The sequence below is a fragment of the Pantoea coffeiphila genome, assembly GCF_016909495.1.
GTDB classification, from domain to species: Bacteria; Pseudomonadota; Gammaproteobacteria; order Enterobacterales; family Enterobacteriaceae; genus Erwinia; species Erwinia coffeiphila.
The window spans coordinates 1222821-1247023 of sequence record NZ_JAFBFW010000001.1 but is presented as its reverse complement, the minus strand read 5'-3'; the positions used below and the strand labels follow the sequence as shown (position 1 = coordinate 1247023).

Genomic DNA, 24203 nt, shown 5'->3' with positions numbered 1-24203 from the left:
ATTCTCTCCTGGCAATATGCGTTGCAGCTTTAGCGGTCATGTGAATTTCCTTGAAAGCAACACTGAAGTCACGAAGCGGACTGGCGGATTTCCCGGTTGGGCATCCACAGCGCTGAACGTAGAGAGGAAGCCCGGATTCGGCCGCATGGACGCGGACGAAAAGCGCAGCCGGGGCAGGACGCCCCGTCTGCGCTGGTCCGAAAGGCTGACGAAAGAAGTGAAGGCACCGCATCGCGGCGCGAGGACCGCCCATTAGGGAAAACCACCAGTCAGCGTTGCCATCGATTGTTACCATCGGTCATGCAGCCCCGTCTGCACTGGTCCGAAAGGCTGACAAAAAAAGTGAATCCACGCTACTGCGCCGCTTTCTCCACCCCGATATCACCCACGTTATTACAGGTCTTATCCTTCGGGCAGTACAGATCCAGCAGCTTCAGCGTAACCCCATTGGTCCAGCCAAAACCGTCCTGTAACGGATATTCCCCACCGCCGCCACCGCCCAGGCCTTTTCCTTCCACCACGTATTTTTCCACCAGCTTGTGCTCTTTATCGTAGGTCGCCTGCACATTCTGCAGGAAGCGCATGCCAACCTCTTTTGCCAGCTCCTGCTTGCCATAGTGATTCAGCCCCTCAACGGCGGCCCACTGTAACGGTGCCCAGCCGTTGGGTGCATCCCACTGCTGGCCGTTGTTAACGGTTGTGGTGACCAGGCCGCCTTCCTTCAGCAGCTGCGCCTGGACGGCACTGGCGGTTTTGCTTGCGTGCTCATCGGTGGCCGCTTGCAGGTAGAGCGGGAACAGCGCTGCTGCGGTCAGTTGCGGGCGCACGCTGGCTTTCTGCCAGTCGTAATCCGCGTACCACCCCTGTTTTTCATCCCACAGATAGCGGTTGATTGCCTGCTTGCGGGTTTCCGCCTGCGCATCAAAGCGCTTCGCTGCCGCATCGTCTTTGGCGATCCGGTTGGCTTTCGCCAGGGTTTTCTCCAGGTGGAACACCAGCGCATTCAAATCGACCGGAACGATGCGCGTGGTGTGGATAGTACTGAGATCGTCGGGCTTATCAAACCAGCGCGAGCTGAAATCCCAGCCCGAGGCCGCACCCGCACGCAGATCGCGATACAGCGCAGCCTTTTCACGATTTTTGGCTTTATCGGCGGTGCTGATGTCATCCATATAAGATTCGGTACGCGGCACATCACGCGCATCCCAGTAGCGGTTCAGCACCGTGCCATCTTTCAGCTTCACTACGCGCTTGCTGGCGGCACCGGCGGCCACGCTATCGGCATCGGCCATCCAGTAGTCGTACTCTTTTTGCAGCTGCGGGCGATATTTGCTGTAAACCTCGTCGCCACCGTGCGTGGCCAGCAGATCGACCATCATACTGAAGAACGGCGGCTGTGAGCGGCTCAGGTAGTAGCTGCGATTGCCGTTCGGAATATGGCCGTACTTATCCAGCTCAGAGGCAAAGTTGTCCACCATGTCCTGCACGCGATCCCAGTGACCGCTCTCCGCCAGACCCAGCATGGTGAAATAACTGTCCCAGTAATAGACTTCGCGGAAGCGACCGCCAGGAACCACATAGGGCTTCGGCAGCGGCAGCAGGGAATCCCACTGGTTAGCCTGGCTGGCGGAACGGGTCAGCACCGGCCACAGGCCGTTAATATGTTCACGCAGGCTTTGCCCGGCGGGAGGTACATACTTTTCCCCTTCGGCGGGCAGCGTAAAGTTGGTATTCACAAAGCGCTTCAGGTCAAAATTGCCCTGGGTTTTCTGCATTTGCCAGTCGGCGAGAATAGAGGTCGGATCGCCGTGAGGCACCGCATCGGCGAAGGTTTTCTGGTCCGGGTAGAGTTTCGCTGCCTGAACGGCGTGATACAGCGGTCCGAGACGCACATCCGGCGGCTGCGGGGTACTGCTCAGCATCCGCTGATTATCTTCCGCCTGCGCCGTACAGCTGGCCGCGACGATTCCCGCCAGCAGGAGCGGATAAATCAGGCGCGTACTCAATCGACGTTGTTCGACTTTTCTCATCGGCTTTTCTCCATGTCCAGATCCGGTTGATCTGTAAGCTATTGACCCTGCGAAAAACTTTAGACGACTTTTCGCATTTGGTCAGGGAGGCAGGCCGGAAAATGTGAGTCAGACGGGTATTTTTGCGCTTAAAGCGGTGGGGAAAACCGTGCCGATAATACGTTATTTATCCATAAAGTCGGATGAATAACGGCATCGGCAGCAGGTTCAGGTCAGTGCCTGACTAAATCATCCACAGTGTGGATAATATCGCTACCAGCCAAAGGCAGATCAACGCACAGATTGCCCGGTGAAGTATCCGACGTGCGCCCAGCCAGCGATCCTCCAGTGAACGCGTAGCTCCGGGTTTCACGGCCCACAGATGAGCCATCCCGGCGTCAAATGCGGCAAGGTCATCCTCACTGTTTAACAGCTGAAACAGCCGCTCATCCAGCCACAGACGCCAGCAGTAATACTGCGTCAGCAGAAACAGCAGCAGCAAGAACGCGCTCTGATATGACCCGAACAGAAGCAGGGCCAGCAACAGCGGCGGCAGGGCCAGCGCGGAAAAGAAGCGCCAGCTGGCGAGATGAATATGAATCACGCGCTGCGTCATACGGATGTCGGGCATTGTGCCTCCTTAAACTGTTTCAGCAGCCGGAGATGATCCGGCGTCAGCACCACCTGAGGTCGCTGCGAGCGGATCATTGCCACCGCAGCGTCAACACTGTCGGCATGCTTTTCCGCCAGTAGCCAGGCGGCCACTACCGTTGCACTGCGGGAAAGTCCAAGGGCGCAGCAGACCCGCAGTGTGTCCTGCGACTGACGCAGCAGGCTTAGCCGATCCACCGCGCGCTGCAGATCGGCGATTTCCGGCACCAGCAGATCCATCATTGGGCAGCTGTGCCAGACAGTTTCTGGTTCGGGGCGGTGATGAAATTCAGCGGTCAGATCCAGCACGGCTGCCTGCGGTGATGTCTTATCGGGAAAACCGCCAAGGGACACACCGCCTGAAATCGCCGACGACGCGGGTAACCTACGGGAAAACCAGCGTTTCGACAGCCTGGCTCCAACCAGATAGGGCAACAGCAGCCAGCGGGCCGAAAGCGATATCTGGCCCTCCGGCGTTTTCTGAAATACGCGAGTTCCCAGCCCGGCATACCCGGCTGCCACCATCAGCAGCGCGGCGGCGGGCCACAGCAATACAGCACAGTAAGGTATCGACCACGCGATAAGCCCCAGCAGCAGCGCAGCAGCGGCATAGCGTGCCGCAAGCCGCCGGGCGCGAGAACAGGGCCGCTGCCAGCACCAGTCACCCGACATCGGAATGGCATAGCTGATAGCGATGCCCGCCGCAATACCGGTCAGCACGTCAATAAAATGGTGCTGCCAGGTGGTCATCACCGACACCGCGATTAGCCAGAATCCGCCACCGACCAGCCAGCGCATCGGGCCAGTCACATGCTGGCGAAAACGCAGCCACAGCAGCCAGGCCAGAATAATATGCAGTGAGGGCGCCTGATTATAGGGCAGGTCGAACTGTTCAAGCTGGTGGAACAGCCAGCCGAAGATCCCCGGTGATTCCGGGCGGCTAAAGGTGAACTTCAGCGGGAACAGTAAAAATCCAACGCAGGCCACCAGCGACGCCGCCAGCAGTCGCCAGGCATGGCGGGTCAGCTCGCGCTGAGAAGTGCAGATAAACAGCGAAAGGCCGTACAGCAGATCGATGCTCCAGTAGGGCACGATGGTCCAGGGGATAAACGGGATCGCGTGTTCCCAGCTGAAAACCAGGCTGCCGACATCGGCGCGGGTAGCGGTAAAATGGTTGACCTGACCGTAGCTGAGAAAGAACAGCGGCCCGAGCAGCAGTAGCCAGCAAAGCCCCTGAATCCACAGACGATAACGGCCCGGTGCGATAGCCGAATCAGCCATGGGGCTTTCTCACCGCCAGCGATACGGTGAAAATACCGAATTCATCAATCGCCTGCTGGCGCTTTTCGAAACCGGCTTCTTCCACCAGCGTATCCATCTCTTTCTGGCTGCGCACGCGCATAATCCACGGCATGCCGTTTTGATGGCTGGTCAGCGTCCAGGCGATAGTTTTGAGCTGCGGATGCCACGGCTGCCCGGTATACACCAGCACGCCGCCCGGTGGGATCGCCGCCGCCAGCCCGGCCAGCGAGGCTTTAATCAGCGCATTATCCGGGAACAGTTCATACAGACCGGAGACGATGCCCAGCGTGGGTGCCGGATCGAGCGTGGCCAGGGATTCGGTATCAAACGCATTGCCGTGGCGGAACTGTACCCGCTCGCTCAGCCCGCGCTCTGCGATCATCGCCTGGCCTCTCTCCACGTTGAGATCGCTGTAATCCCGCAGCAGAATGCTGTCGACGCCAGGCTGGTGTTCCAGCGCATCCAGCACGTAGCGGCCGTGTCCGGCAGCAATATCCACCACACGCACCGGCAGATGAGCCTGCTGCAGGTGCGCTACCGCGGTGCTAATCATCCGCTGGAGGTTTTCTTTGCGTATCCGAATCCCGCGCCAGCCGATGCTGTTCAGGTACTGACGATCGATGACCCGCCCCAGTATGCCGTTGCCTTCCGGCCGATTGCGGTAGACATAATCCAGCGTGCTGCCGGAATCAAAGCCGGTTTCATAGCCCAGCCGCATTCCCGCAGACTGCCGGCCGATGGTTTTCATGCCGTAGCGCATCGCGGCGTAAAACAGCCCCTGCGGCGAGCGTGAATTTGGCGGAGCCTGCAGTTCGCGAAAGGCGTCCGCGCTCGGGCTCCAGCGATCTTCCTGACCATAGTCAAAGACGTAAGGCGCAGTCGCATAAAGACGGTCGATAAAGTTTTTCATCTTATCGAACGCCAGCTGGCGATCTTGCTCACCCAGCGTGTCGTGGTAGAAGCCGGGCAGGATATGCTGCTCTTTGATTGCGCTGCGCAGACCGGCATAAAACTGCTTCTGCGGTTTAGCGTGCACCACGAAGTCATCGCCGGAAATCAGCAGCTGGGTCGGCAGGGTGATAGCAGCAGAATCGGAGACAATGCGTTCGGCGGTCTTGTAGAGATCGAGCAGGATATTGACGGCGATCTGCCGGGTAATCAGCGGGTCCTGCTCGAAGCTGGCGATGCGCTGCGGATCGTGGCTGAGGAATTTCCCCTTCACGTAGGAATTGACGTAAAACAACCCGCGTATGCGCTGCATTAATCCCAGCCCTGCGCGGGCAAAAGGCACATACAGTTTGACCTTAAAGGCGGGTGATGCCAGCACCATTCCGCGTATTTTCGGCGCATAGTCGTGTACCCAGGTGGCGATCAAAACCGCGCCGACGCTTTGGGCAACAGCCACGATATCCTCCAGGCCAACCTGTGCATCACGGGCAACAAAGCGCACGAATTCATCGACGTCCAGCACTGAACGGGCCAGGCTTGGGCTGTAGCCGCGATCGCCGGGCGTGTGGCCGTGGCCGCGCGCGTCCCAGGCATAAAAGTGCGTATCGGGCATCATCAGCTCATCGACAACGTGCTGCAATCGCCCGGAGTGCTCGTGCCCACGATGGAACAGCACGATGACTTTACGGCTGCCGCTTTCCGCAGCGGGCCAGTGGCGAAAATAGAGCGAGGCTCCGTCACTGGTGGCGAAGGTGCCTTCCTGATATTCACGTGATGGCTGAGTCATGGCCGTTTCCTTTTTTCAGGCGGTTTTCGCCGCAATCGCACTGCGGCAGCGGTTAAAACAGGTCCAGACCAGCAGCAGGGCGCAGACGGCAAATACCACGTTAAACGCGGCGATATACTGCGGCCAGAGGGCTATGATCAGGCCTGAGGCACCGAAGACGAAGGCGCGATCGCTTTTCCCCAGCGGGCCGCGATAGTCGCGCACGCCGGTCAGCGTCTGGCAGATTATCCCGCAGAACTCGGTCAGCCAGGCGAGCAGCACCACCAGAATCACCAGCCACGGCGAAATACCGGCTACAAAAGCAAAAGCCAGATAGAGTGCGGCGTCGGAGATGATGTCGCCGACTTCATTCAATACCGCACCCAGGGTGGACTGCTGGTTGAATTCCCTCGCCAGCATGCCGTCGATGGCGTTCAGCGCCATGCGCAGAAACAAGAAAATCGGCAGGGAGATAAATAACAGCGGATGCGGGAAGGCGATCAATATGCCGCCCAGCACGATCGAGGCCAGCATGGCCAGCAGGGTGACCTGGTTAGCGGTCACGCCGCGTGCATGCAGACGGGCAACCAGCGGTCTTAACAGGTTCTGAAATTTGGGTTTGATGTCGTACAGCGTCACGTTTTGGCTCCTGCCTTTCTTCGCGACGGGCGCGTTGCCCGCTCGGGTGTGATGGATATGCGGTGTTGTGAATCACGTGTTGCGAATACCGTCGTTACAATCCCGCGTGTGCACTGGGGTGCAATACGGGGAGGGATGCGGATAAATATAACTCAGATGGGGACTTTTGCCGCCGCAGCGGGCGGAGAGCCGGGAACATTATGGTTCCCGGCTTAAAAGCAGTTACAGATTAACGCAGGTTTCTTCCGCCAGGCCCAGCATAATATTCAGGTTCTGTACGGCAGCCCCGGACGCGCCTTTACCGAGGTTGTCCAGGCGCGCAACCAGTATCGTCTGGCGCTGCTGCGGGTGGGTAAAGACGAACAGCTCCATATTGTTGCTGTTGTTTAATGCTTCCGGCAGCAGGTATGGCGCGGTATCGTCATCCAGATTATTCAGTTCGCGAACCTGGATAAACTGCTGACCGGCATAGAACGCTGCCAGCTCACGCTGCAACGGCTCGCCGTCGGTATCGTTCAGCGGAATAAATACCAGCATGCCCTGTGCATAGTCACCCACGCCCGGCTGGAAGATCGGTCGGGTGCTCAATCCGCCCCAGGCCTGCATCTCTTTCAGATGCTTATGATCGAAGCCCAGGCCGTAGGCGGCAAAGCCGGTACCCTGCTGCTGGTACTTTTCAATCATCGCTTTACCACCGCCGCTGTATCCCGATACGGCATTGATCGCCAGCGGACGATCGGCGGCCAGCAGTCCGGCGCGGGTTAGTGGGGCGATCAGGGCGATGGCGCCGGTGGCATAGCAGCCAGGGTTGGAGACGTGGCTGGCCTGGCGGATTTTCTCGCGCTGACCGGCATCCAGTTCCGGCAGACCATAAACCCAGCCGTCCTGCACGCGGTGCGCCGAGCTGGCATCCAGCACGCGGGCACCAACTTCATCAGCCAGCGCAACGGCTTCACGTGCGGCGGCATCGGGCAAGCAAAGGATAGTGACGTCAGCCTGTTTCATCAGGGCCTGACGGGCAGACGCTTCTTTACGCTGTGCGTCGTCAATGCTGAGTAATTCGATGTGGGGATGACGGGCCAGACGCTGCTGGATTTGCAAACCGGTCGTACCCGCCTGACCGTCGATGAACACACGATATTTCTGACTCATTACAGCCTTTGCCTTAAGAATAAATGAGAAAAAAACAGTGTAATCAGATTGCAGCAGATTAAAAGCGCTTTATGAAAAAAATTGCATGAATATTCACGCTGAGGGGTTTTTTATGCTGATTGAGGGAAGCGGATTCTGACCTTCCCACCGGCGGCGCATCCCGCCGGTGGGAAGGGCTATGCTTATTTTTCGGTGGCCTGATTTATCGTCTCAGAGGCCTGCCAGATGCGGTATTTTACCTGCACATCCTTTGGTACGTAGACCACAATCGGCAGACGGCTGTTGTAGCGCTGGAAGGCATCCTCACCCAGGTTGGCGGCGATAAATTTTTGCTGTCTGGCGCGATCGGGGCAGGCCATCATGGTCGATGCCGGTTCGGAAAGCTTCTCAACGACCAGATAGTCGTAGCCCCAGCCGGAGAGCGTTTCGCGCTTGATCGTGCCGCCAATCATATGCCGGTTACAGTCCACTTCCAGCGTTTTACCGATCAGCAGCTCTACTTTAAGATCCCGCTCATTATCCTTTGGCGGCAGGGTAATCACCTGGCGGGTCATTCCCGCTTCGGCCTGCGGATACGGCGCAATTTTCTCCAGTGGCTGTTGGCTCGGGCTGCCTTCCTGGGGGGGACCTGAGGCCGCGATGGCCGAGACGGAACCGGCCAGCAGCAGAACAGAGAGAGTTGAAAATAGCGTATTCATCGTTTCTTCCTTTAAATGATCGGTGAAAATGCTGGAATTATACACCGAACAAATCGCACATAAAGGCAAATTATATGGCTTTAAGATTGTTTTTGCGGAATTATTCGCTGTCACTGTTCTCTGAAATATAATCCAGATGCTGGTTTAGCCACTGTTTTACGATATTCTGTGCGGCGGTTTCAGCATCGCTAGCGGAAAAACCACGCTCCAGCTGCAACCACTGACTGGTGGCCTGCCGGGCGGGGTCGATTGCCGCCAGCGTCAGCTGTCGCTGGGTAGCAGGCCAGTTCTTTTCATCGGTCCAGTCGCGAATGCGCTGCGCCGGATCGCCGTTTTGTTCCGTGTCCTGTTCTGATTTCAGGAAACTTTGCGGTGACAGCGTGGCGCGCAGAGCCAGGATGCGCCAGGCGGCGAAGCTGGCAAAGCGGATGGTGCCCGCATTGGCACTGACCGCGCTTTCCGGCGCGGTCAGCTGATTACGCAGCTGCCGCCAGGCTTCCTGTTTAAACAGTCCACCCTGCGGCGGGCAAATGGGCGCTGAGCTGTCACGGCTGGAACCGTAGAGCGGGCCAAATGCCTGGTAAGCCGCATCCCCCTGACGGGCAAAAACGAAGCAGTGAACGTAGGGGCGATCTTCTGCGCCGTAGCCGTTCAACTCAATGGTCATGCGCAGCAGCATCAGCACGGCTTCACCGCGCGAGGTTTTTGGATCTTTTCGCGTATCCTGCAAAATCGAGGCGGCAAAACTGTCCTGCGCGGTGATGGCAGCAATGGCGGTATTTTCGGCCCGTTGTGCCTCCTGCTGGCTGACGCCGCTGGTCGGAATAAACTGATGTAGATAGACCAGCCAGGCCGCGGCCAGCGGGCTGCTGCTGTAGTGACGCAGCTGTATCGCCGATTGGGCTGGTGTTGTCGGGATGGTGGCAATCACCGCATCTAACGCCGCCTGCGCCGGATGTAGCCGCGCGTTGAGTGCACCTTCACGTAGGGTTAACTGTTGGTCGAGACAGGAATTGAGCGATGCGCTGTCGCCGGCGCAGCTATTGCGTTGTTTCAGCCAGCTGCGCTGCTCGGTGCGCAATGTATTGATTTCTGCTTCAGGCAGCACCGCAACCAGCTGCTGATAGTTGTCAGCAATCGACGCATCCTTATCACTGAGTGCCTTATCGGCACAGATTGCTCGCTCCGTTGGCGTCGCTGCTTTCTGGCAGTCGAAAGAGGCCGCCTGCGCTGAAAAACAGCCAAAAACCGGCAGCATCAGCATGAAAAGACGGGATTTTTCGGACAGAACAGCGCGTATCGCCATGGGCATTCCTTTTGAAGTAGAGAGGATAATTTGCCACGTTATCCTAAAGATAGCGGCAAGTAAAAGACGCATTTCCTGCATCACCCTGAGTTGAATGAATACCGTAATGTATGTCCTGTTTTTGGGAGCGAAATGTTCCCTCATACCCGCTTGCAAGCCGTGGTGCATCGAATTTTAGTCATTGAGTTCCCCAACAACTCGCTAAACCGGGCGTTCGTGCGTCCGGTCTGTTTTGAGGAGAATTACGGTATGACCCGCATCGCCACGCTGCTGGCTTTCGGGCTGTTTTCCAGCCCGGTGCTGCACGCGACGCCTCTCACTTACCAGGTTGCGACCGACAGGACCGATATCGCACTGTCATGGAATGCTTTCGGCGACACGTTCTCTCAGGCACGGCTCAGCGGTGTCACCGGTGAAGTTTCGCTGGACCCCGGCCATGATTATAACGACCGCATCAACGTCAAAATTCCGGTTTCTACACTGAAGGCTTCTAACGATATGCTGACCTGGCAGTTGAAGAGTCAGCTGTTTTTTGACGCAGTTCGCTACCGCGATATTATTTTTACCAGTACACGAGTGGTCGATAAAGGCCAGGGACAGTACAAAATTTTTGGTCTGCTGCAGGTTAAAAACGTCCAGCGCCCGGTGATCCTTGAAGCCACAATGGCGGGAAAGGAGGCATCATCTTCGCCTGATGAACTGGTGCTGTTCGCCACCACGACTATCTCCCGCTCGGCATTTAAGATGGATCGTCTGGCCATACTGGTCGACGACCGCATTAAAATTGATATCGCTATTCGTGCGCATCTGGCCCCTGACGAGAATGCGAGCTCGCCGTAATCATCCCGGCCCGTCGCTGGCGGCGGCGAGCAGGGGAACAATCAGGTCGCTAATCGGTGTTGCAATGCCGTGCACCTGGCCTCGTCGCTGGATCACACCGTTGCGGCAGTCCCATTCCAGTGGGCGATCCGCCTGACGATCGGTCAAAATTGATGTACTGAGGTCGGCAGGCGCACGATGGAACCAGGTCAGGATCTCCTGCGGAACCTCATCCCCCAGTGCGGCTCCCTCTGCACGTGCCACCGCCTGGCATTCCTGGAGCAGCGCAAGCGACAGGCCGGTGATATCAATGCGAGAAAACATCCCGGCACGGCGGCCGGTCAGGACCATCAATCCGGCCAGCGCGTTTTGCATCAGTTTACGCCAGGCTACCTGCGTAAAATCGGTGGTGACATCAACCTCACAGCGTGTCCCTTGCAGCGCTTCAAGCACCCGATGGCTTTCCGCTACATCCGGCAGGGTGAGGCGCGGGCTGCTGCGCAACCACACGGTATTTCCCGTTTCGCGCTGCGCGGGGAACCACACGACCGAGGGCAGGATCTGCTGTGCGGAGAGGTAAGGCGCAAAAAGTGAACGCTGTTCAACGCCGTTTTGCAGCACGCAAACCACGGTCTTTGCGCTGCACAGTGCCGCCAGCCACGGTGCGGCTTCGGCAACCTGAGTGGTTTTTACCGCCACGAACACCAGGTCGTAATGCTGTTGAACAGCGGAAGGATGGGTAAGGATCGGGCCGGGGATTTCAATGCGGTGGTTGTCCACGCGCAGCAGCAGGCTGTCGTGGGGGGTACGTCCACAGAGCGTGGGTGTGCGGCCAGCTTCATGTAACGCTGCCGCGACGGTGGTGCCAATCGCACCGGGGCCGATAAGTGCAATAGCAGGGTATTGAGACATGATGCGTTTTTCCTGTTAATCAACGATTCGGGGGATGACAGAAACCAGTAATACTGTGCGCGAGCGTGCTCCGGCTGTCGCACCGTAATCCGCCTGGCGCATTATCTTCCCCTGGTAATATGAACAAACCAGGGGCGATCGTCCAAAAAAACATCACCGGGTTGAGCCTGACCCTATTCCGTCAGATGATTTTTTGGTGGGAAGCCGCCTGCCACTCGGAGGGATAGCGCGATGGGGCAAAGCGCAGCGTCAGCAACATCAGAGCTGCCACGCAGGCGGCGTGAAAGATCCAGTCGGCCAGATAGTCGCCGGTGGCGCTGCGCAGGAATCCGGACAGATAGGGTGATACCCCGGCGATAATAAAACCGATGCCCTGCATAAAAGCCACCAGCCGTGCGGCAAGAGGTGCATGGGAAGAGTGCTCCAGTGCCAGGACCAGGCTCAGCGGGAAGGTGCCGCCCAGGCCCACCCCGCAAATCAGCGCCCAGCCAACCGGCAGCTGCTGCGGTAGCCAGATAAAACCGCAGAATCCCACCAGCTGCATCATCAGCGCTATCAGCAATAACCGACGCCGATCCTGATGACGCGCCAGCATTGGCGTCAGTAGCGCGCCTGCCGTTTGGCCCAGCGTCAGCAGCGCCAGCAGACTGCCGCTGGACTGCGGCGTGGACCCCAGCTGCATATAATAGGGCGGTAGCCAGGCGACCAGACTGGTATACCCGCCGTTAATCAACCCGAAGTACAGCCCGAGCAGCCATGCGCGCGGGCTGACATGTAACCGTACCCGAGGGGTAGATAACGTTTTATTCGGTGGCTGAATGGCGGACTGACCGATGACCATCCAGCCGGTGAGCGCCAGAATGGCCGGTAGCGACCACCACGCCAGCGCGTGAAACCACACCTCGCTGTGCTGTGCCAGCCACGGGGTCATTGCCGCACCCAGCCCGCCTCCGCCCATTAGTGCAGCCGACCACAGCCCCATAACCGCGGGTGTGCTGTGGCCGAAGAGCCGCTTAATGATGCCAGGAATGGTGGCCTGAATCAGGCCAATGCCAATTCCGCCGATTAATGCACTGCTCAACAGGAGTGTGCTGTGAGGAGCCAGTTCGCGCAGCAGTGCGCCCGCGGCGATGGTCATCAGGCTCAGCGCGACGGTTTTACGCTCGTTGAGATGGTGACTCAGCCACTCTCCTGCCAGCGCCATTACCCCCATTGCCACCACCGGCAGGGCGGTAAGCAGGGAAGCCAGCGCAAAGCTCATTCCGCTGGCATCGCGAAGCTGCGGCAGCAGCGGTCCCACTGAGGTCAGCAGAGGACGCATATTCAGGCCAACCAGTACCAGAACCAGCAGTATCAGGCCGTTTTTTATCTTCAGACTCATCACATCACTCTCATTTCTTATTGTTCGAAGAAGGGTAAGGATGAGTTCACATAAGATAAAATATTCATTTATGATTAAGTCTATTGATTCTGCTTATGGGATGGCGTCATGCTGCTTCGACATATCAACTATTTTCTGGCCGTAGCCGAGCATCAAAGCTTTACCCGCGCAGCTCAGGTGCTGCATGTCTCTCAGCCGGCGCTGTCTCAGCAGATCAGGCAGTTGGAGGCGCATCTGGGCGCGACGCTTTTCGACCGAAGCGGCCGAAGCATTCGTTTGACCGATGCGGGAGTGGTTTATCTGGACTATGCCCGCCGGACCCTGCAGGGGCTGGAAGAGGGTAAGCGGGCGATCCACGATGTTGCAGACCTGCGTCGCGGTCTGCTGCGGATTGCTGTAACGCCAACCTTTACCTCATGGCTGATTGGGCCACTGCTGGCCGCGTTTTATCAGCGCTACCCGGATATCAACGTCAGCATTCGTGAGATGTCGCAGGAGCGTATTGAGGAACAACTATGCGCAGGCGAACTGGATGCGGGTATTGGCTTTGAAGGGACTTATACGCAGGAAACAGACGCGCAGGTACTGCTGAAGGAAAAACTGGTGCTGGTGGTCGGCAGCGGTCATCCCCTTGCGGGGCATGCATGTTTGCCTTTAGAGGTCCTCGATGCGCTGCCGCTGGTATTGTTGAGTACAGAATTTGCCACACGCGGGCAGATCGATCGCTGCTGCTGGCAAAACGGGCTGAGCCCTCGGGTGGTCATGGAGGCAAATTCAGTCAACGCGGTAGTCGAAATCATCCGCTGTGCACCGCTGGCAACGCTGCTGCCTGCGGCAATCGCCAGGGAAAATAAGCCGCTGACCGGAATTGCGCTTGAGCCGCCGCTGTTGGAAAGAACGGCGGTTATCCTGCAGCACCGGGATAGCTATCAAAGCGCCGCCGCCCGGGCGTTTATTCAGCTGGCTTTGCAGTGGGCAACGTTGTCGGCCCCGTATCCTTCTTAATCTGATCAAGATAGTTGTAAATGGTGTAGCGCGTTACGCCCAGCACTTTTGCCGCTTTCTCAACCCCGCCGCGCACCATAAACATCCCCCGGTTTTGCATCTGGCGAACAATCTCGACCTTCTCCTGCTTACTGGCTCCGGTTCTGAGCTGCCCCGTGGGGGGAATGCAGGCACGGATAATCTCATCCAGCTTTTCCTCCAGCCCGATGTCCTGCTCCTGTTTTTCCTCCGCTTCCTGAGGCAGCAAAATGGCTAAGGCCTCGCGTGCCGCATTTATCGCGCTGTTGTCGGCGTTAAAACAGAGTGAAAGTTGGGGTTTGCCGTTTTCATCTTTGAAGAACACCGTTGAGCTTTGTAGTGGTTTTCCCTGCAGGCTGGCCGTTGGATAGCTGTTAAAAACCGTGGGTTCGCGATCCAACGGGGCTGCGGAAGGATTAAGCAGGCCGAGAAATCCCCTGTCGTTATCCGGTGCATCCAGCAGCGGACTGCCCGGTTTTCTGCCGGAAACGTGCCCATTGATAATTTTGATTACCGACGTTTCCGGCTGTGCGAGATCGTGTAAAACGACCTCGATATGGCGACCCGCAACGGAGGCGAAGGCGTCCATAACGGCGCTAAGCTGGTTAATCAGCTGTGATTTATCGGTACTGGCAGTCATCAATAAAAACTCGTTGTGTCAGATATCATTCTGGATAAGAATATAAACAAATTGTTGAAACATCAACATTGATTGTAAATCAACGCCGGTGAGGGCCGATGACCAGCAAACTGTATCTTTTAAGCGATAGCCTCCGTGCCGCAGCGACCGTTCTATCATCCACTCTGGCGGAAGACGGCCGGTTCCATACTGTTCTGTCAGAAACGCTGTTCCATCCGCAGGGCGGCGGGCAGCCTTATGACATCGGGCTGATTGGTAAAGCCAGCGTGCTGGGTGTATTTCAGGAGAATGATGAAATAGTGCATGTTACCGACAGTGCCCTCCCCGTGGGCGAGTGCGCCATGGCGGTGGATGAAGAGTGTCGGCAGTTGAATACCCGTATGCACTCCGCCGGGCATTTGATTGCCGCCGTGGGCGAGGATCTGGGCTGGCAGGCGATTAAGGGCAATCATCGTCCCGGTGAAGGCCGGGTGGTATTTGCAGCCGCAGTCGCGGGGCAGGCCGTCCCCGATGCTGAATTACTCTGTGATGAAGTTAATAAACTGGTGAATCAGGCTCTGCCGCGTCAGCAGACTATGCCGGAGGGCATACGTCGTATCACCTGGGGTGAACTGCCGTTTTACAGCTGCGGTGGTACGCACGTCATCAGTACCGATCGGATTGGGCAGGTGTTGATTAGCAGCGTGAAGTTCCGCAAAGGGCAGCTTTCCGTTTCTTACTCGCTGGCCGATCCGCGACCGTTAACCCTCAATCAGGCAGCCTGAAATGCAACTACATCTGAATACTCCACTGCTGAACTCACGGGCACTCGGCCAGCTGAGCGGCAGTAACGTCTGGCTGAAAATGGATGCGCTCCAGCCCTGTGGTTCATTTAAAATTCGCGGCATCGGGCTGGCCTGTCGTACATATTACGAGCAGGGGGCCCGGCGATTTATTTCCTCTTCGGGCGGTAACGCAGGGCTGGCCGTTGCCTGGGCAGGTAGAACGCTGGGCGTGCCGGTGACGGTGGTCGTTCCGGAAACAACCTCAGCGCGCGCGAAGGAATTGCTGCATCTTGAACAGGCTGACGTCATCGTTCACGGTGCATCCTGGCAGGAGGCCAATCACTTTGCGCTCTCCCTGAAGGGGGAACTGGACGCGTTCCTGCACCCCTTCGACGATCCGCTGCTGTGGCAGGGACATGCCTCAATGATTGATGAAGTGGTGGCCAGCGGCGTACGGCCCGATGCGGTTGTGCTTTCCGTCGGCGGCGGTGGGTTGCTGTCCGGCGTGGTTGAAGGGTTGCAGCGCAACGGGCTTTACGATATTCCGGTGGTTGCGGTAGAGACGGAAGGTGCGGCCTCATTTCGTGCCGCCATTGAGGTCGGTCAGGCGGTGGAGCTTGAACACATCAACACCGTTGCGACCAGTCTGGGTGCGAAAAAGGTCTGTGAGCAGGCGATCAGGCTGGTGGGGCTTCATCCCGTTATCAGTGAGGTGGTGACCGATGAAGAGGCGGTGCGCGCCTGTCGTCGGTTTATTGACGATCACCGCGTGATGACGGAACCGGCATGCGGCGCGAGTCTGGCGTGCATTTATGAGCAAAAAGCCGTTATGAAAACCTTTCACAATCCGCTGGTGATTGTCTGCGGCGGCGCAACGATGTCCGCCGAACAGCTCTTTAGCATGCACGGCGGCGCATAGCGAAGCAAACGGACGGTCGTGAGCGGCCGTCGGCGGGTCGCTTAGCTTAGTTTAGCTCTCTTGCCGGGCATCAGCCGCGCCGATGCCCGGATTCTGTATTACTTCACGGTGAAGTTATACATCCCTTTGGTTTTATGGCCGTCGACGGAAAGGACGTGCCAGTCAACCATGTACTCACCGGCTTTCAGCTCTGATGACAGCGGAATATGCAGGACTTTATTATCCGCGCTGTCGACGGTTGCCTTAGCGGTGTCCACTGCTTTGCCGGCAGCATCGGTGATTGCCGCACCGCTGAAGCTGGCCTCAACGCCTTCGGTAAAGGTCAGGGTCAGCTCTTTTGGTGAACCGCTGACTTCGGCCTTGCTGGCCGGTGACGCGCTGGCGAGATGAGCGTGGGCCAGAGCCTGCTGAGACACCAGTGTTGCAGCCAGCACAGCAGCGGCGGTGAGGGCTTTCTTCATACGTAATACCATCTGAACTTCTCCTTGCGTGACAAACGGCTGCCGGACGATGGCCGACAGCATGAATACATTTATCGCCGTTGACTCAGGCGAACTGCGACACCTGGCGTTTCTGCTGCTGCCAGCGCGCGACATCAATCAACAGGAAGGCCAGCAGACTGGTTCCCATTACGGGTAAACACCATCCCAGAGCCGAGGTGACCAGCAGAGAGCCAATGCGCCAGCGCATCGGTAGCCGCAGCCAGGCATGGAGTAGCGAACTGGCAACGTTGTCTGCGGGGGCCGTCGGGCGGCGCAGCCACCACATGCGGTATCCCAGCACAATCATCACGCAAACGCCGATACCGAAGGCAGTCAGCAGCAGCTGGTTGGCCAGACCGAATAACAGTCCCATATGGAAATCGATTCCCCAGCGGGTCAGTTTGGCGGCGAGCGGGTGCTGATCAAAGTAGACGCGATCGACAATGCGCATATCGCGCGGATCGATGGCTACGATATCCACCTGCGAAGGCCAGCGCGCCTGGGCTTCGGCCACCGTCCACGCTTTGCCCTCGCTTTTCGGGCCGCGAATTTCGACTTTCGGTGCATCAATCCCTGCCCGGCGGGCGCTGGCCAGCACCTGCTGCCAGGTATTGTCCTCAGCGGAAGGCATGACCATACCGGCCATCGACATATGATGTTCAGCGTGCGGATCGGCAGGGGCAGGGGAAACCGCATGCGTATCCAGCGTGGTTCTGACCTGCGGCGTCAGCCAGTTGAAGGCGCTGCGCATTTTATCAATATTGCCACCGGCCCACTGCGACCACGTCAGGCCCGTTGCAGAGAACATCAGCAGACCGGCCAGCAGAAACAGCCCAAGAGTAATGTGTAACCGACGGCTGGCGGCCATGCGCCCCTGCGCTTTTTTCAGACGACGTTTCGGGCGGCCCAGCCACCACAGCGCCACGCCACCCACGGCAGCCACCCACATCCAGGAGGCCGCCAGCTCGCTGTAGAGGCGGCCGGTATCGCCCAGCAGCAGCCCACGATGAACCTGATCGATCCATTTTCTCAGCGGTAGCGATCCGCTGCTGCCGTAGACGGTGAGATCGCCGCGGATTTCAAGCGAGTAGGGGTCAACGAAAACGGCCCGCGATTCTGAGGACCCCAGCACCGGATCGACAAACTGTACGCGGGTGGTATCAGTGCGGCCCGGAGCAGGGCGTACGGCATAAATTCGCGTATCTTCCCCGGCGTAAGCCCGCGCGGCTGAGATTTGATCGGCCAGTGAATGTGCTTCGCCAACCGGCTGCGTGGTCAGCTCATGGGCATAAAGTCGGCTCTCTATCTGCGTGCTGAACACATAAAGCGTGCCGGTTAAGGCGGCGACAAAAATAAATGGCCCAACAAACAAACCGATATAAAAATGCAGACGGCGGAAAAACTCCAGCACGGCTCCGCGTGTTTTCTTATCGTTATTTTTAATTTGCGACATGGGTAATCCTGTGCAGAGCACATAATTTAAAATGCAGGTTTCATTTCCTGAAAATTAATCAGGAATTTTAATTTTATAGTGGAATAACGGCGTGATTAGTGGGCAGGCGGAGCCCGGGGAAGGCAGCAGCCAGGCAGAAATGTCGCGAAAAATGAGACAACAAGGCGTACCGGCGGTGCGCGCGTTGAAGTGCATAAAAGCCAGATCAGAGGGATAAGCACCCAGATCATAAACGGAAAGTGTACCAGCAGTTCGCAGTAGCCGCAGGCGAGATCGTCCATCGTCGCCATTCCGCCTGTTACGGGCTGCGAGCTATTATGGTCCGACATCGATGGGGATTTTTTCGCGCTGCCTTCGGTGTTTACGGCGGGCATTGTATGATGGGCCATGCCGGAAGCCATGTGATGCATGGGCATGGAACCGTCGTGCGCTACGGCATGTTGCGTATCACGTACCGGTATTGAATGGTCGGGGAGCGCGCCATCAGACATGCGCCCAGCCTGCATTGAATCGTCAGGTCCTGAGTCAGCCTGTTCACCCTGAGCCATTATCGCGTTTGCTGCACGCCATTGCGCCAGAGTTTTCGACACCTCTGGAGCAATAAACAGCATCAGTATTGCCAGTACGGCAATAAAGGCTGGCATGCGGCGTTGCGAAAGGCCTAACAGAGAAACCAAAGCGAAAGTCCGATAGCATTATTCATAATGGTGGAAATTTTAACGGCTTTTCTGGCAAATATGAAATCTAAATCAAGGAAAAAATTATTTTTTATTTGCTTTGCCATATAGTGCAAAAAATTACGCAGTAACTCGGCTTTATTTAAACATTTCGTTAACATTGCGGGTCAATTATTTTTACGGAGTAGAACGGCTTAACGCCTGCCGAGTCGGTCCCTGAAAATAGATCGTGCTGATATGGCAGCTCCGCGGCTGGGTCAGCACAAAACGGATCGTTTCCCACAAGGATTGGCCGTTAAGCAGGTTTTCTCCCATTCGCTCATTCCCCGTGGTCGATGCCTGCAAACTGGTGATTTCAAAATCCGGTGGATACAGCGCAGTGACGCGGATGTTCTCCTTTGCCATCTGACCGGCGAGTTTCTGACTGAAACCGCTTATTCCATGCTTGCTGGCGAAAAATGCGGGATGTGCAACGGAGTCCGTAAACTGTGGAATGCCGCAGGATGAGACTATTGTCACGATATCTGCACCCGATGACAGACGTAAGCCGGGTAAAAGCGCCTGAGTTAACAGAACAGGGCCGGTTAATCCGGAGTTGATTGTGCTGATGATCTCAGCAGGCGTTTGCTCATCCAGTTCTCCTTCCAGCCATTGCGCAGCGCTAAGGATAAGAATATCGATGGCTTGTTGCGGATGTAAAAGCGCCGCACAGAACCGGCTAATCGAGTCCGGCTGAGCCATATCGCACTCATAACCGCGAGCAACCCCACCTTCTGAGTGAATAATGTCGCAGGTAGCTTCTGCATCGGTAATTTTGCGCGCGCAAAGATCAACTTCGACTCCTTCTCTGGCCAACCAGACGGCAATGGCCTGACCAAAGTCACGGCCGCCTCCGGTAATCACTGCTCGTTTACCTTTCAGCATTTCTTCCTCTCTGGTTTATCATAAATTATTTCATTTACACGTAAGTTGACACAAGTGAACGGAGGCCGTTTTCCCAACAGTGCTCAAAAGGCGTCAGCTAAAAACCCAGCCAGTCAGATGTTAATTAACTTTTTATTTATTTTTGTAATATTGATCGCGTGATAATTTAAAATACTTCCCGAACCCACAGCCTGATTTTGCCAATAATACATTTTTTGATTACTAATGCGGTTTTAGGGTAAAAGCCTTTAGCCGATGAGCAATATCGTTTATCCTGTTTCCTCTCTTGAACAGACAATCATCGCCGTTTTCTTGAAAGAATAAGAAAGCAGAGTAGGTGATTTTTTATATCAATAATCATGAATTGGCTTATTCATGGCCGTTGTTTTTATATACGCGTCAGGCGGAATGATATCGGCTAAGTGATTGATAACCTGTTCCGATCAACAAGCCGCCTGTGATCTGGTTTTTCCATGAAAAAATGGTTTTCTGATGGTGCTTTCCGCACCATTATCCGCAATAGTGCTTATTTAGGCTCCGGAAACGTTGTTAGTGCGTTGCTGGGGCTGCTGGCGCTTTCATGTGCCGGCAGAGGCATGTCGCCTGAGATGTTTGGCGTACTTATTGTCATTCAGTCCTATACCAAAGCCGTCAGTGATTTTGCCAAGTTTCAGACATGGCAATTCATCGTTCAGTTTGGTATGCCGGCGTTAGTCAGTAAAAATATACAACGCTTTCGCGATGTGATCGCATTTTCATTTGGGCTGGATATTGTCAGCGGTGCGCTGGCGATGCTGGCCGGAATGATATTGTTGCCCTGGCTGTCCGACGTTATTGGACTGGATGCGGAAAACTTTAAACTGGCACTATTATACTGCACGCTGATTCCTTTTATGGCCTCATCAACGCCAACGGGAATTCTGCGAACGTTGGACCGTTTCGACCTGATTGCCGTTCAGCAGGCAATCAAACCGTTAATGATTGCTATTGGTAGTATCATTTCTTATTTCTCCCAGCTCGGTTTTGCCGGCTTTATTGTCACCTGGTTTGTCTCAAATCTGTTCGCCAGCCTGTTATTCTGGTGGTTTTCCGCGCGCGAACTCCGCAGGAAAAACTTTCATAAAGCTCTGCGCCCCGGTTTTATTGAACCGGCGCGGAGATTATCGGGTGCATGGAACTTTGTGTGGACGACCAATCTTTCGCACTCTATTTGGTCTGCGCGAAACTCATGCAGCACGGTCCTGGTGGGTATTATTCTGGGGCCGGTGGCGGCGGGGCTATTTAAGATCGCCATGACCGTTTTTGATGCTACGGGAACGCCAGCGAGCCTGCTATCGAAAAGTTTTTATCCGGAGATCATGCGTCTTGACCCTGCCAGTAAAAGGCCATGGGTGCTCGGGTTACGGTCAGCACTGCTGGCGGGCGCCATAGGAATACTGGTCGCGTTGCTGGTGGTTGTCGTTGGTAAGCCATTAATCTCCTTTGTTTTTGGGCTAAAGTATCTTGAAGCATATGACCTTATACAGGTGATGCTGGGGGCCGTCGTGATCTCCATGATGGGTTTTCCGCAGGAGTCATTATTGTTGATGGCGGGAAAACAGCGGACCTATCTGGTTATGCAAACATTTGCTTCCGCGTCATACATCGCATTGTTACTTGTATTACCGCATTTCTTTGGTGTGATCGGCGCAGCCTATGCGTATTTTGGCGGGCAGTGTTTTGACGTCCTGTTTTCTCTAATCCCTACGCTATGGGCCTGGCGTCATCGCAGTTCTCTTTCTGTTAATACTTCTGTTGGGACGAGTAAAAATGAGCAGTAAAAAGTGGGAAAGATTTTCCCCTGAAACAATTGAACGACTATTTACCGCTGTAGAAGAAGATGACAAACTTGTCGAGTCTGCCAGTTTACCGACGTTTATTGAGTTACGATGCTCAACGGATGATATCCGTCATTATTACGCCTTGTGTTTACAATTCTGGGAAGATGGATTCAAACGTGAGGATTTGCTGAAATTAATTAACAATGTATTACAGGGGAACGTTCTGAGTGAAAAAGAACGGCTTCAGTATAAATATATTCGCGCACGCTATAAACATTTACGGTTTGCCCAGCGACTTTACAGTAAAAAACATGAATCCAACTTTATTTTCCGTCAGACTACGGTTTTTCTGGGGCATTTCCAGGATGCCTTTCGCAATCACAATGAAAAAAACATCAAGATTTACGGGCGATTGTTGAATGTGATTTTAAGTGCGCCGGTCTGGTCCGTCGTTCGCTACTGCCTGCGCCATACGGTCCTGGATGATGATAATGGCTTTATACAGTACAGGCAGCAGCAGATACGTAAACTGCAAGAGGCGATCGCTAATCCTGAGCTGACGGGAGATGAGTTCCATGACGTCCGTAAAATTGTCAGCCAGCAGGTATCTTACTATGACACGATGAGGTCGCTGGAGCCGGGTAATTCAGATGCGCGCCAGCTTTCCAGTTTTTTATCCAATATTAATGGGTTAATGGGCGACCGCCATGACGAGATGGTTGCCGATAAATTATCCGGCAAGAGGTCTTACAGTGAATCCAGCCAGATGGCTAATAATATTCGTCAACCTATTGAAATGTTTGTTGCGCGTTATCCTTTATAAACCTCAGAGGGAATGATTACATTGTTAATTCGTTGATAAGGAAAGTCTGCAATGTTACGTATTTCCACACTGTTACTGCTAATTTTATTTCCGACGCTGGCATTTTCACATAACTTCATCGAGGGGCAACCTGTTGCCCCGGTTGGAATAGCCGATCGCGGCGAATTAATCCTTACCGGTAATGAAATCAGCTATAAAAAATGGAACAGTTCAAAATTGCAGGGAAAAGTTCGTGTAGTGCACTACATTGCCGGGCGTCGTTCAGCAAAAAAGAAAAACTCCATCCTGATAAAAGCGATTAAAGCGGCGAACTTCCCGAGTGACCAATTCCAGCCGACTACAATTGTGAATACGGATGATGAGTTTCCCGGTACAGGCTTATTTGTGGTCGGTAAAGTGGAAAAAAATCAACGCCATTATCCCTGGGCCCAGTTTATCATCGACAGTGATGGCCTGGGGCGCAAGGCCTGGCAGTTGAAAGAAGACAGTTCTACGATAGTGGTTCTCGATCGTGAAGGGCGGGTTCAGTGGGCAAAAGATGGGGCGCTGACGCCAGGTGAAGTGCTTCAGGTGATTAGCCTGATACAGCATTTACTCGACAATCCCGATCGCCATAGCGGTGCCCCATCCTCTGCGGCAGTTTCTCCTTAACGCTGTAGCGCGGTAAAGGCCTGAATAATTTTATCGATTTGTTCTTCGCTGTGTGCGGCGTTAACGCTGCATCGGAGTAGCGTAATGCCGGATGGTGCTGCCGGTGGCAGAACGAGATTGACGTAAACACCCCGGTCAATCAGTTCCCGCCAGTAGCGCAGTCCTTCTTCTTTCGACCCAATCACGACCGGAACTACCGGACTGATATGTGCACCGAGGGTGTAGCCGATTTTTTCAAGACCCTGATAAAGTCTGGCGGCGTTAGCCCACAGTTTTTCACGTAACTCAGGCTGTTGAGCGATAATTTTCAGCGATGCCCGTACCGAAGCGATGCATGAAGGGGATGGTGACGCGGTGAAAATGTATGGACGGCTGCTGTACCGCAGAACTTCCATTGCTGCAGAACCGACGGCAAAGCCCCCGATTGACGCCAGGCTTTTACTGAAGGTACCCAGCACAATATCTACGTCCTGTTCAACGCCCAGTTCCTGAGCCAGCCCACGGCCGGTAGCGCCCATAACGCCGAACGAGTGAGCCTCGTCAACCAGCAGATATCCACCGAAGCGCTTTTTAATCTCGACAATTTCAACCAGCGGGGCAACATCCCCCAGCATGCTGTAAATCCCTTCAACGATGATAATCGCGTCTTTCGCCCGCTCTTTCAGCCGAACCATTCTGCGTTCCAGATCCTGGGCATCATTGTGTCGGAAACGTATTATCTGTGCGCCGCCCAGAACGCAGGCGTCATAGATGCTGGCGTGGCAGTCTTCATCGATCAGCACGACGGCATTCGGGTCGGCCAGTGTACTGATAACGCCTAAATTTGCGGTATAGCCGGTAGAGAAAACGATAGCGGTAGGCCGGTCAAAAAAAGTCGCCAGTTCGTGTTCCAGCGCCAGATGGGAACCGTAGCTGCCATTCGCCATACGTGAACCGGTGGTGCCCGTTCCCTGATTGGCCAGTGCCGCCTGGCCAACCGCAATGGCTTCCGCATTAAAGGTTAAGCCGAGGTAGTTGTTAGTCCCTGCCAGGACAATATTTCGCTCGCCGATTCGGCCTTCTGTTGCAGAATAGACTTCATCAATGCAAGTACCGAAGGGATTAAGGCCGGATGTCTGAAACTGTTCTCGCTGGTTAGCGAGGCGGGTGAATTTATCATACAGACCCATTAGTGCTCTCCAGATATGAGAATAAGGTTTCAAGTAGTTGCTCAGGCGTTCTGACGTTCAATAAAATATTCATGGGTATTGAAATATCGAGTTTATCTTCAAGCATCATCAACAAATTCATCACCTGAACGGATTCAAGGCCAAGATCGTTGATTAGATCGCTTTCTTTCTTAATTTCAACATCTTTTGGAGCCATCTCCCGTATGCATTCCAGGATATAGTCCATTAGTAATTCACGGTTGCACATAGAAATAATTTTTAACACCTATAGTCTG

24 protein-coding genes are annotated in these 24203 nt (G+C 55.2%); 7 read left to right on the top strand and 17 right to left on the bottom strand.

What is annotated here, in order from left to right; genetic code table 11:
- Positions 1-353: 353 nt before the first annotated feature.
- The 8 genes from treA to JOE09_RS05705 all read right to left on the bottom strand — a co-directional run bounded on the left by treA (position 354) and on the right by JOE09_RS05705 (position 9471).
- Positions 354-2030 (bottom strand): alpha,alpha-trehalase TreA, encoded by a 1677-nt coding sequence (gene treA / locus JOE09_RS05740; protein WP_205065075.1) that lies wholly within the window; start codon positions 2028-2030, stop codon positions 354-356.
- Between the two features lie 223 nt (positions 2031-2253).
- Complete coding sequence (locus tag JOE09_RS05735) at positions 2254-2640, bottom strand: hypothetical protein (RefSeq protein WP_205065074.1); 387 nt, start codon at positions 2638-2640, stop codon at positions 2254-2256.
- Complete coding sequence (locus JOE09_RS05730) at positions 2622-3941, bottom strand: phosphatase PAP2/dual specificity phosphatase family protein (RefSeq protein ID WP_205065073.1); 1320 nt, start codon at positions 3939-3941, stop codon at positions 2622-2624. The genes JOE09_RS05735 and JOE09_RS05730 overlap by 19 nt, the downstream gene beginning before the upstream one ends.
- Entirely contained in the window at positions 3934-5697 is a 1764-nt protein-coding gene (locus JOE09_RS05725; RefSeq protein WP_205065072.1) for a bifunctional alpha/beta hydrolase/class I SAM-dependent methyltransferase, read from the bottom strand. Before JOE09_RS05725 ends, JOE09_RS05730 begins: the two co-directional genes overlap by 8 nt.
- Before the next feature lie 15 nt (positions 5698-5712).
- Complete coding sequence (locus JOE09_RS05720; RefSeq protein ID WP_205065071.1) at positions 5713-6315, bottom strand: CDP-alcohol phosphatidyltransferase family protein; 603 nt, start codon at positions 6313-6315, stop codon at positions 5713-5715.
- Positions 6316-6537: 222 nt separating this feature from the next.
- Entirely contained in the window at positions 6538-7467 is a 930-nt protein-coding gene (gene argC / locus JOE09_RS05715; RefSeq protein ID WP_205065070.1) for an N-acetyl-gamma-glutamyl-phosphate reductase, read from the bottom strand.
- Positions 7468-7649: 182 nt separating this feature from the next.
- Positions 7650-8165 (bottom strand): serine protease inhibitor ecotin, encoded by a 516-nt coding sequence (gene eco, locus JOE09_RS05710; RefSeq protein WP_205065069.1) that lies wholly within the window; start codon positions 8163-8165, stop codon positions 7650-7652.
- 100 nt (positions 8166-8265) lie between these two features.
- Positions 8266-9471, bottom strand: coding sequence for a lysozyme inhibitor LprI family protein (locus JOE09_RS05705; RefSeq protein WP_205065068.1), 1206 nt, complete (start codon positions 9469-9471; stop codon positions 8266-8268).
- Positions 9472-9603: 132 nt separating this feature from the next.
- Between JOE09_RS05705 and JOE09_RS05700 the strand changes: the two genes are divergently transcribed.
- Complete coding sequence (locus JOE09_RS05700) at positions 9604-10311, top strand: YceI family protein (protein ID WP_338049300.1); 708 nt, start codon at positions 9604-9606, stop codon at positions 10309-10311.
- Here JOE09_RS05700 and JOE09_RS05695 read toward each other — a convergent pair whose 3' ends face one another.
- Both JOE09_RS05695 and JOE09_RS05690 read right to left on the bottom strand, forming a co-directional pair.
- Positions 10312-11202, bottom strand: coding sequence for an oxidoreductase (locus JOE09_RS05695; protein ID WP_205065067.1), 891 nt, complete (start codon positions 11200-11202; stop codon positions 10312-10314).
- Between the two features lie 181 nt (positions 11203-11383).
- Positions 11384-12583: a cyanate transporter gene (locus tag JOE09_RS05690; RefSeq protein ID WP_205065066.1), complete on the bottom strand. Its 1200-nt coding sequence runs from the start codon at positions 12581-12583 to the stop codon at positions 11384-11386.
- 108 nt (positions 12584-12691) lie between these two features.
- On the opposite strand from JOE09_RS05690, the gene cynR reads away from it, so the two are divergent.
- Positions 12692-13588, top strand: a complete 897-nt coding sequence (gene cynR / locus JOE09_RS05685; protein WP_205065065.1) for a transcriptional regulator CynR — start codon at positions 12692-12694, stop codon at positions 13586-13588.
- On the opposite strand, the gene JOE09_RS05680 is transcribed toward cynR, so the two are convergent.
- The gene (locus JOE09_RS05680) at positions 13536-14246 is read right to left on the bottom strand and encodes a helix-turn-helix transcriptional regulator (protein ID WP_205065064.1); all 711 of its coding nucleotides are present in this window, start codon (positions 14244-14246) and stop codon (positions 13536-13538) included. The genes cynR and JOE09_RS05680 overlap by 53 nt on opposite strands.
- 98 nt (positions 14247-14344) lie before the next feature.
- Between JOE09_RS05680 and JOE09_RS05675 the strand changes: the two genes are divergently transcribed.
- Complete coding sequence (locus JOE09_RS05675) at positions 14345-15010, top strand: alanyl-tRNA editing protein (RefSeq protein WP_205065063.1); 666 nt, start codon at positions 14345-14347, stop codon at positions 15008-15010.
- Between the two features lies 1 nt (position 15011).
- Positions 15012-15929 carry a pyridoxal-phosphate dependent enzyme gene (locus tag JOE09_RS05670; protein ID WP_205065062.1) on the top strand — a complete coding sequence of 306 codons (918 nt, stop codon included), beginning with the start codon at positions 15012-15014 and terminating at the stop codon, positions 15927-15929.
- A gap of 98 nt (positions 15930-16027) precedes the next feature.
- On the opposite strand, the gene yobA is transcribed toward JOE09_RS05670, so the two are convergent.
- The 4 genes from yobA to JOE09_RS05650 all read right to left on the bottom strand — a co-directional run bounded on the left by yobA (position 16028) and on the right by JOE09_RS05650 (position 19465).
- Entirely contained in the window at positions 16028-16402 is a 375-nt protein-coding gene (gene yobA, locus JOE09_RS05665; protein ID WP_105592743.1) for a CopC domain-containing protein YobA, read from the bottom strand.
- Between the two features lie 73 nt (positions 16403-16475).
- A complete protein-coding gene (locus JOE09_RS05660) occupies positions 16476-17864 on the bottom strand; it encodes a PepSY-associated TM helix domain-containing protein (protein ID WP_205065061.1) in 1389 nt (462 codons plus the stop codon).
- Between the two features lie 95 nt (positions 17865-17959).
- Positions 17960-18475, bottom strand: coding sequence for a DUF2946 domain-containing protein (locus JOE09_RS05655; RefSeq protein ID WP_239552927.1), 516 nt, complete (start codon positions 18473-18475; stop codon positions 17960-17962).
- A gap of 243 nt (positions 18476-18718) precedes the next feature.
- The gene (locus tag JOE09_RS05650) at positions 18719-19465 is read right to left on the bottom strand and encodes an SDR family oxidoreductase (protein ID WP_205065059.1); all 747 of its coding nucleotides are present in this window, start codon (positions 19463-19465) and stop codon (positions 18719-18721) included.
- A 473-nt stretch (positions 19466-19938) separates the two neighbouring features.
- On the opposite strand from JOE09_RS05650, the gene JOE09_RS05645 reads away from it, so the two are divergent.
- The 3 genes from JOE09_RS05645 to JOE09_RS05635 are packed head-to-tail and all read left to right on the top strand — an operon-like array spanning position 19939 to position 22759.
- Positions 19939-21285, top strand: coding sequence for a lipopolysaccharide biosynthesis protein (locus JOE09_RS05645; protein WP_205065058.1), 1347 nt, complete (start codon positions 19939-19941; stop codon positions 21283-21285).
- Entirely contained in the window at positions 21275-22108 is an 834-nt protein-coding gene (locus JOE09_RS05640; protein ID WP_205065057.1) for a hypothetical protein, read from the top strand. Before JOE09_RS05645 ends, JOE09_RS05640 begins: the two co-directional genes overlap by 11 nt.
- A 51-nt stretch (positions 22109-22159) precedes the next feature.
- Complete coding sequence (locus tag JOE09_RS05635; protein WP_205065056.1) at positions 22160-22759, top strand: YtfJ family protein; 600 nt, start codon at positions 22160-22162, stop codon at positions 22757-22759.
- Here JOE09_RS05635 and spt read toward each other — a convergent pair.
- Positions 22756-23928 (bottom strand): serine palmitoyltransferase, encoded by a 1173-nt coding sequence (gene spt, locus JOE09_RS05630; protein WP_205065055.1) that lies wholly within the window; start codon positions 23926-23928, stop codon positions 22756-22758. The genes JOE09_RS05635 and spt overlap by 4 nt on opposite strands.
- Positions 23915-24175: an acyl carrier protein gene (locus JOE09_RS05625; protein ID WP_105592736.1), complete on the bottom strand. Its 261-nt coding sequence runs from the start codon at positions 24173-24175 to the stop codon at positions 23915-23917. The genes spt and JOE09_RS05625 overlap by 14 nt, the downstream gene beginning before the upstream one ends.
- Positions 24176-24203 lie beyond the last annotated feature (28 nt).

Coding starts and splice junctions, on each gene's coding strand:
- treA (WP_205065075.1), bottom strand. CDS start 2,030: ATGAGAAAAGTCGAACAACGTCGATTGAGTACGCGCCTGATTTATCCG.
- JOE09_RS05735 (WP_205065074.1), bottom strand. CDS start 2,640: ATGCCCGACATCCGTATGACGCAGCGCGTGATTCATATTCATCTCGCC.
- JOE09_RS05730 (WP_205065073.1), bottom strand. CDS start 3,941: ATGGCTGATTCGGCTATCGCACCGGGCCGTTATCGTCTGTGGATTCAG.
- JOE09_RS05725 (WP_205065072.1), bottom strand. CDS start 5,697: ATGACTCAGCCATCACGTGAATATCAGGAAGGCACCTTCGCCACCAGT.
- argC (WP_205065070.1), bottom strand. CDS start 7,467: ATGAGTCAGAAATATCGTGTGTTCATCGACGGTCAGGCGGGTACGACC.
- eco (WP_205065069.1), bottom strand. CDS start 8,165: ATGAATACGCTATTTTCAACTCTCTCTGTTCTGCTGCTGGCCGGTTCC.
- JOE09_RS05705 (WP_205065068.1), bottom strand. CDS start 9,471: ATGGCGATACGCGCTGTTCTGTCCGAAAAATCCCGTCTTTTCATGCTG.
- JOE09_RS05700 (WP_338049300.1), top strand. CDS start 9,604: ATGTTCCCTCATACCCGCTTGCAAGCCGTGGTGCATCGAATTTTAGTC.
- JOE09_RS05695 (WP_205065067.1), bottom strand. CDS start 11,202: ATGTCTCAATACCCTGCTATTGCACTTATCGGCCCCGGTGCGATTGGC.
- JOE09_RS05690 (WP_205065066.1), bottom strand. CDS start 12,583: ATGAGTCTGAAGATAAAAAACGGCCTGATACTGCTGGTTCTGGTACTG.
- cynR (WP_205065065.1), top strand. CDS start 12,692: ATGCTGCTTCGACATATCAACTATTTTCTGGCCGTAGCCGAGCATCAA.
- JOE09_RS05680 (WP_205065064.1), bottom strand. CDS start 14,246: ATGACTGCCAGTACCGATAAATCACAGCTGATTAACCAGCTTAGCGCC.
- JOE09_RS05675 (WP_205065063.1), top strand. CDS start 14,345: ATGACCAGCAAACTGTATCTTTTAAGCGATAGCCTCCGTGCCGCAGCG.
- JOE09_RS05670 (WP_205065062.1), top strand. CDS start 15,012: ATGCAACTACATCTGAATACTCCACTGCTGAACTCACGGGCACTCGGC.
- yobA (WP_105592743.1), bottom strand. CDS start 16,402: ATGGTATTACGTATGAAGAAAGCCCTCACCGCCGCTGCTGTGCTGGCT.
- JOE09_RS05660 (WP_205065061.1), bottom strand. CDS start 17,864: ATGTCGCAAATTAAAAATAACGATAAGAAAACACGCGGAGCCGTGCTG.
- JOE09_RS05655 (WP_239552927.1), bottom strand. CDS start 18,475: ATGCTGTTTATTGCTCCAGAGGTGTCGAAAACTCTGGCGCAATGGCGT.
- JOE09_RS05650 (WP_205065059.1), bottom strand. CDS start 19,465: ATGCTGAAAGGTAAACGAGCAGTGATTACCGGAGGCGGCCGTGACTTT.
- JOE09_RS05645 (WP_205065058.1), top strand. CDS start 19,939: ATGAAAAAATGGTTTTCTGATGGTGCTTTCCGCACCATTATCCGCAAT.
- JOE09_RS05640 (WP_205065057.1), top strand. CDS start 21,275: ATGAGCAGTAAAAAGTGGGAAAGATTTTCCCCTGAAACAATTGAACGA.
- JOE09_RS05635 (WP_205065056.1), top strand. CDS start 22,160: ATGTTACGTATTTCCACACTGTTACTGCTAATTTTATTTCCGACGCTG.
- spt (WP_205065055.1), bottom strand. CDS start 23,928: ATGGGTCTGTATGATAAATTCACCCGCCTCGCTAACCAGCGAGAACAG.
- JOE09_RS05625 (WP_105592736.1), bottom strand. CDS start 24,175: ATGTGCAACCGTGAATTACTAATGGACTATATCCTGGAATGCATACGG.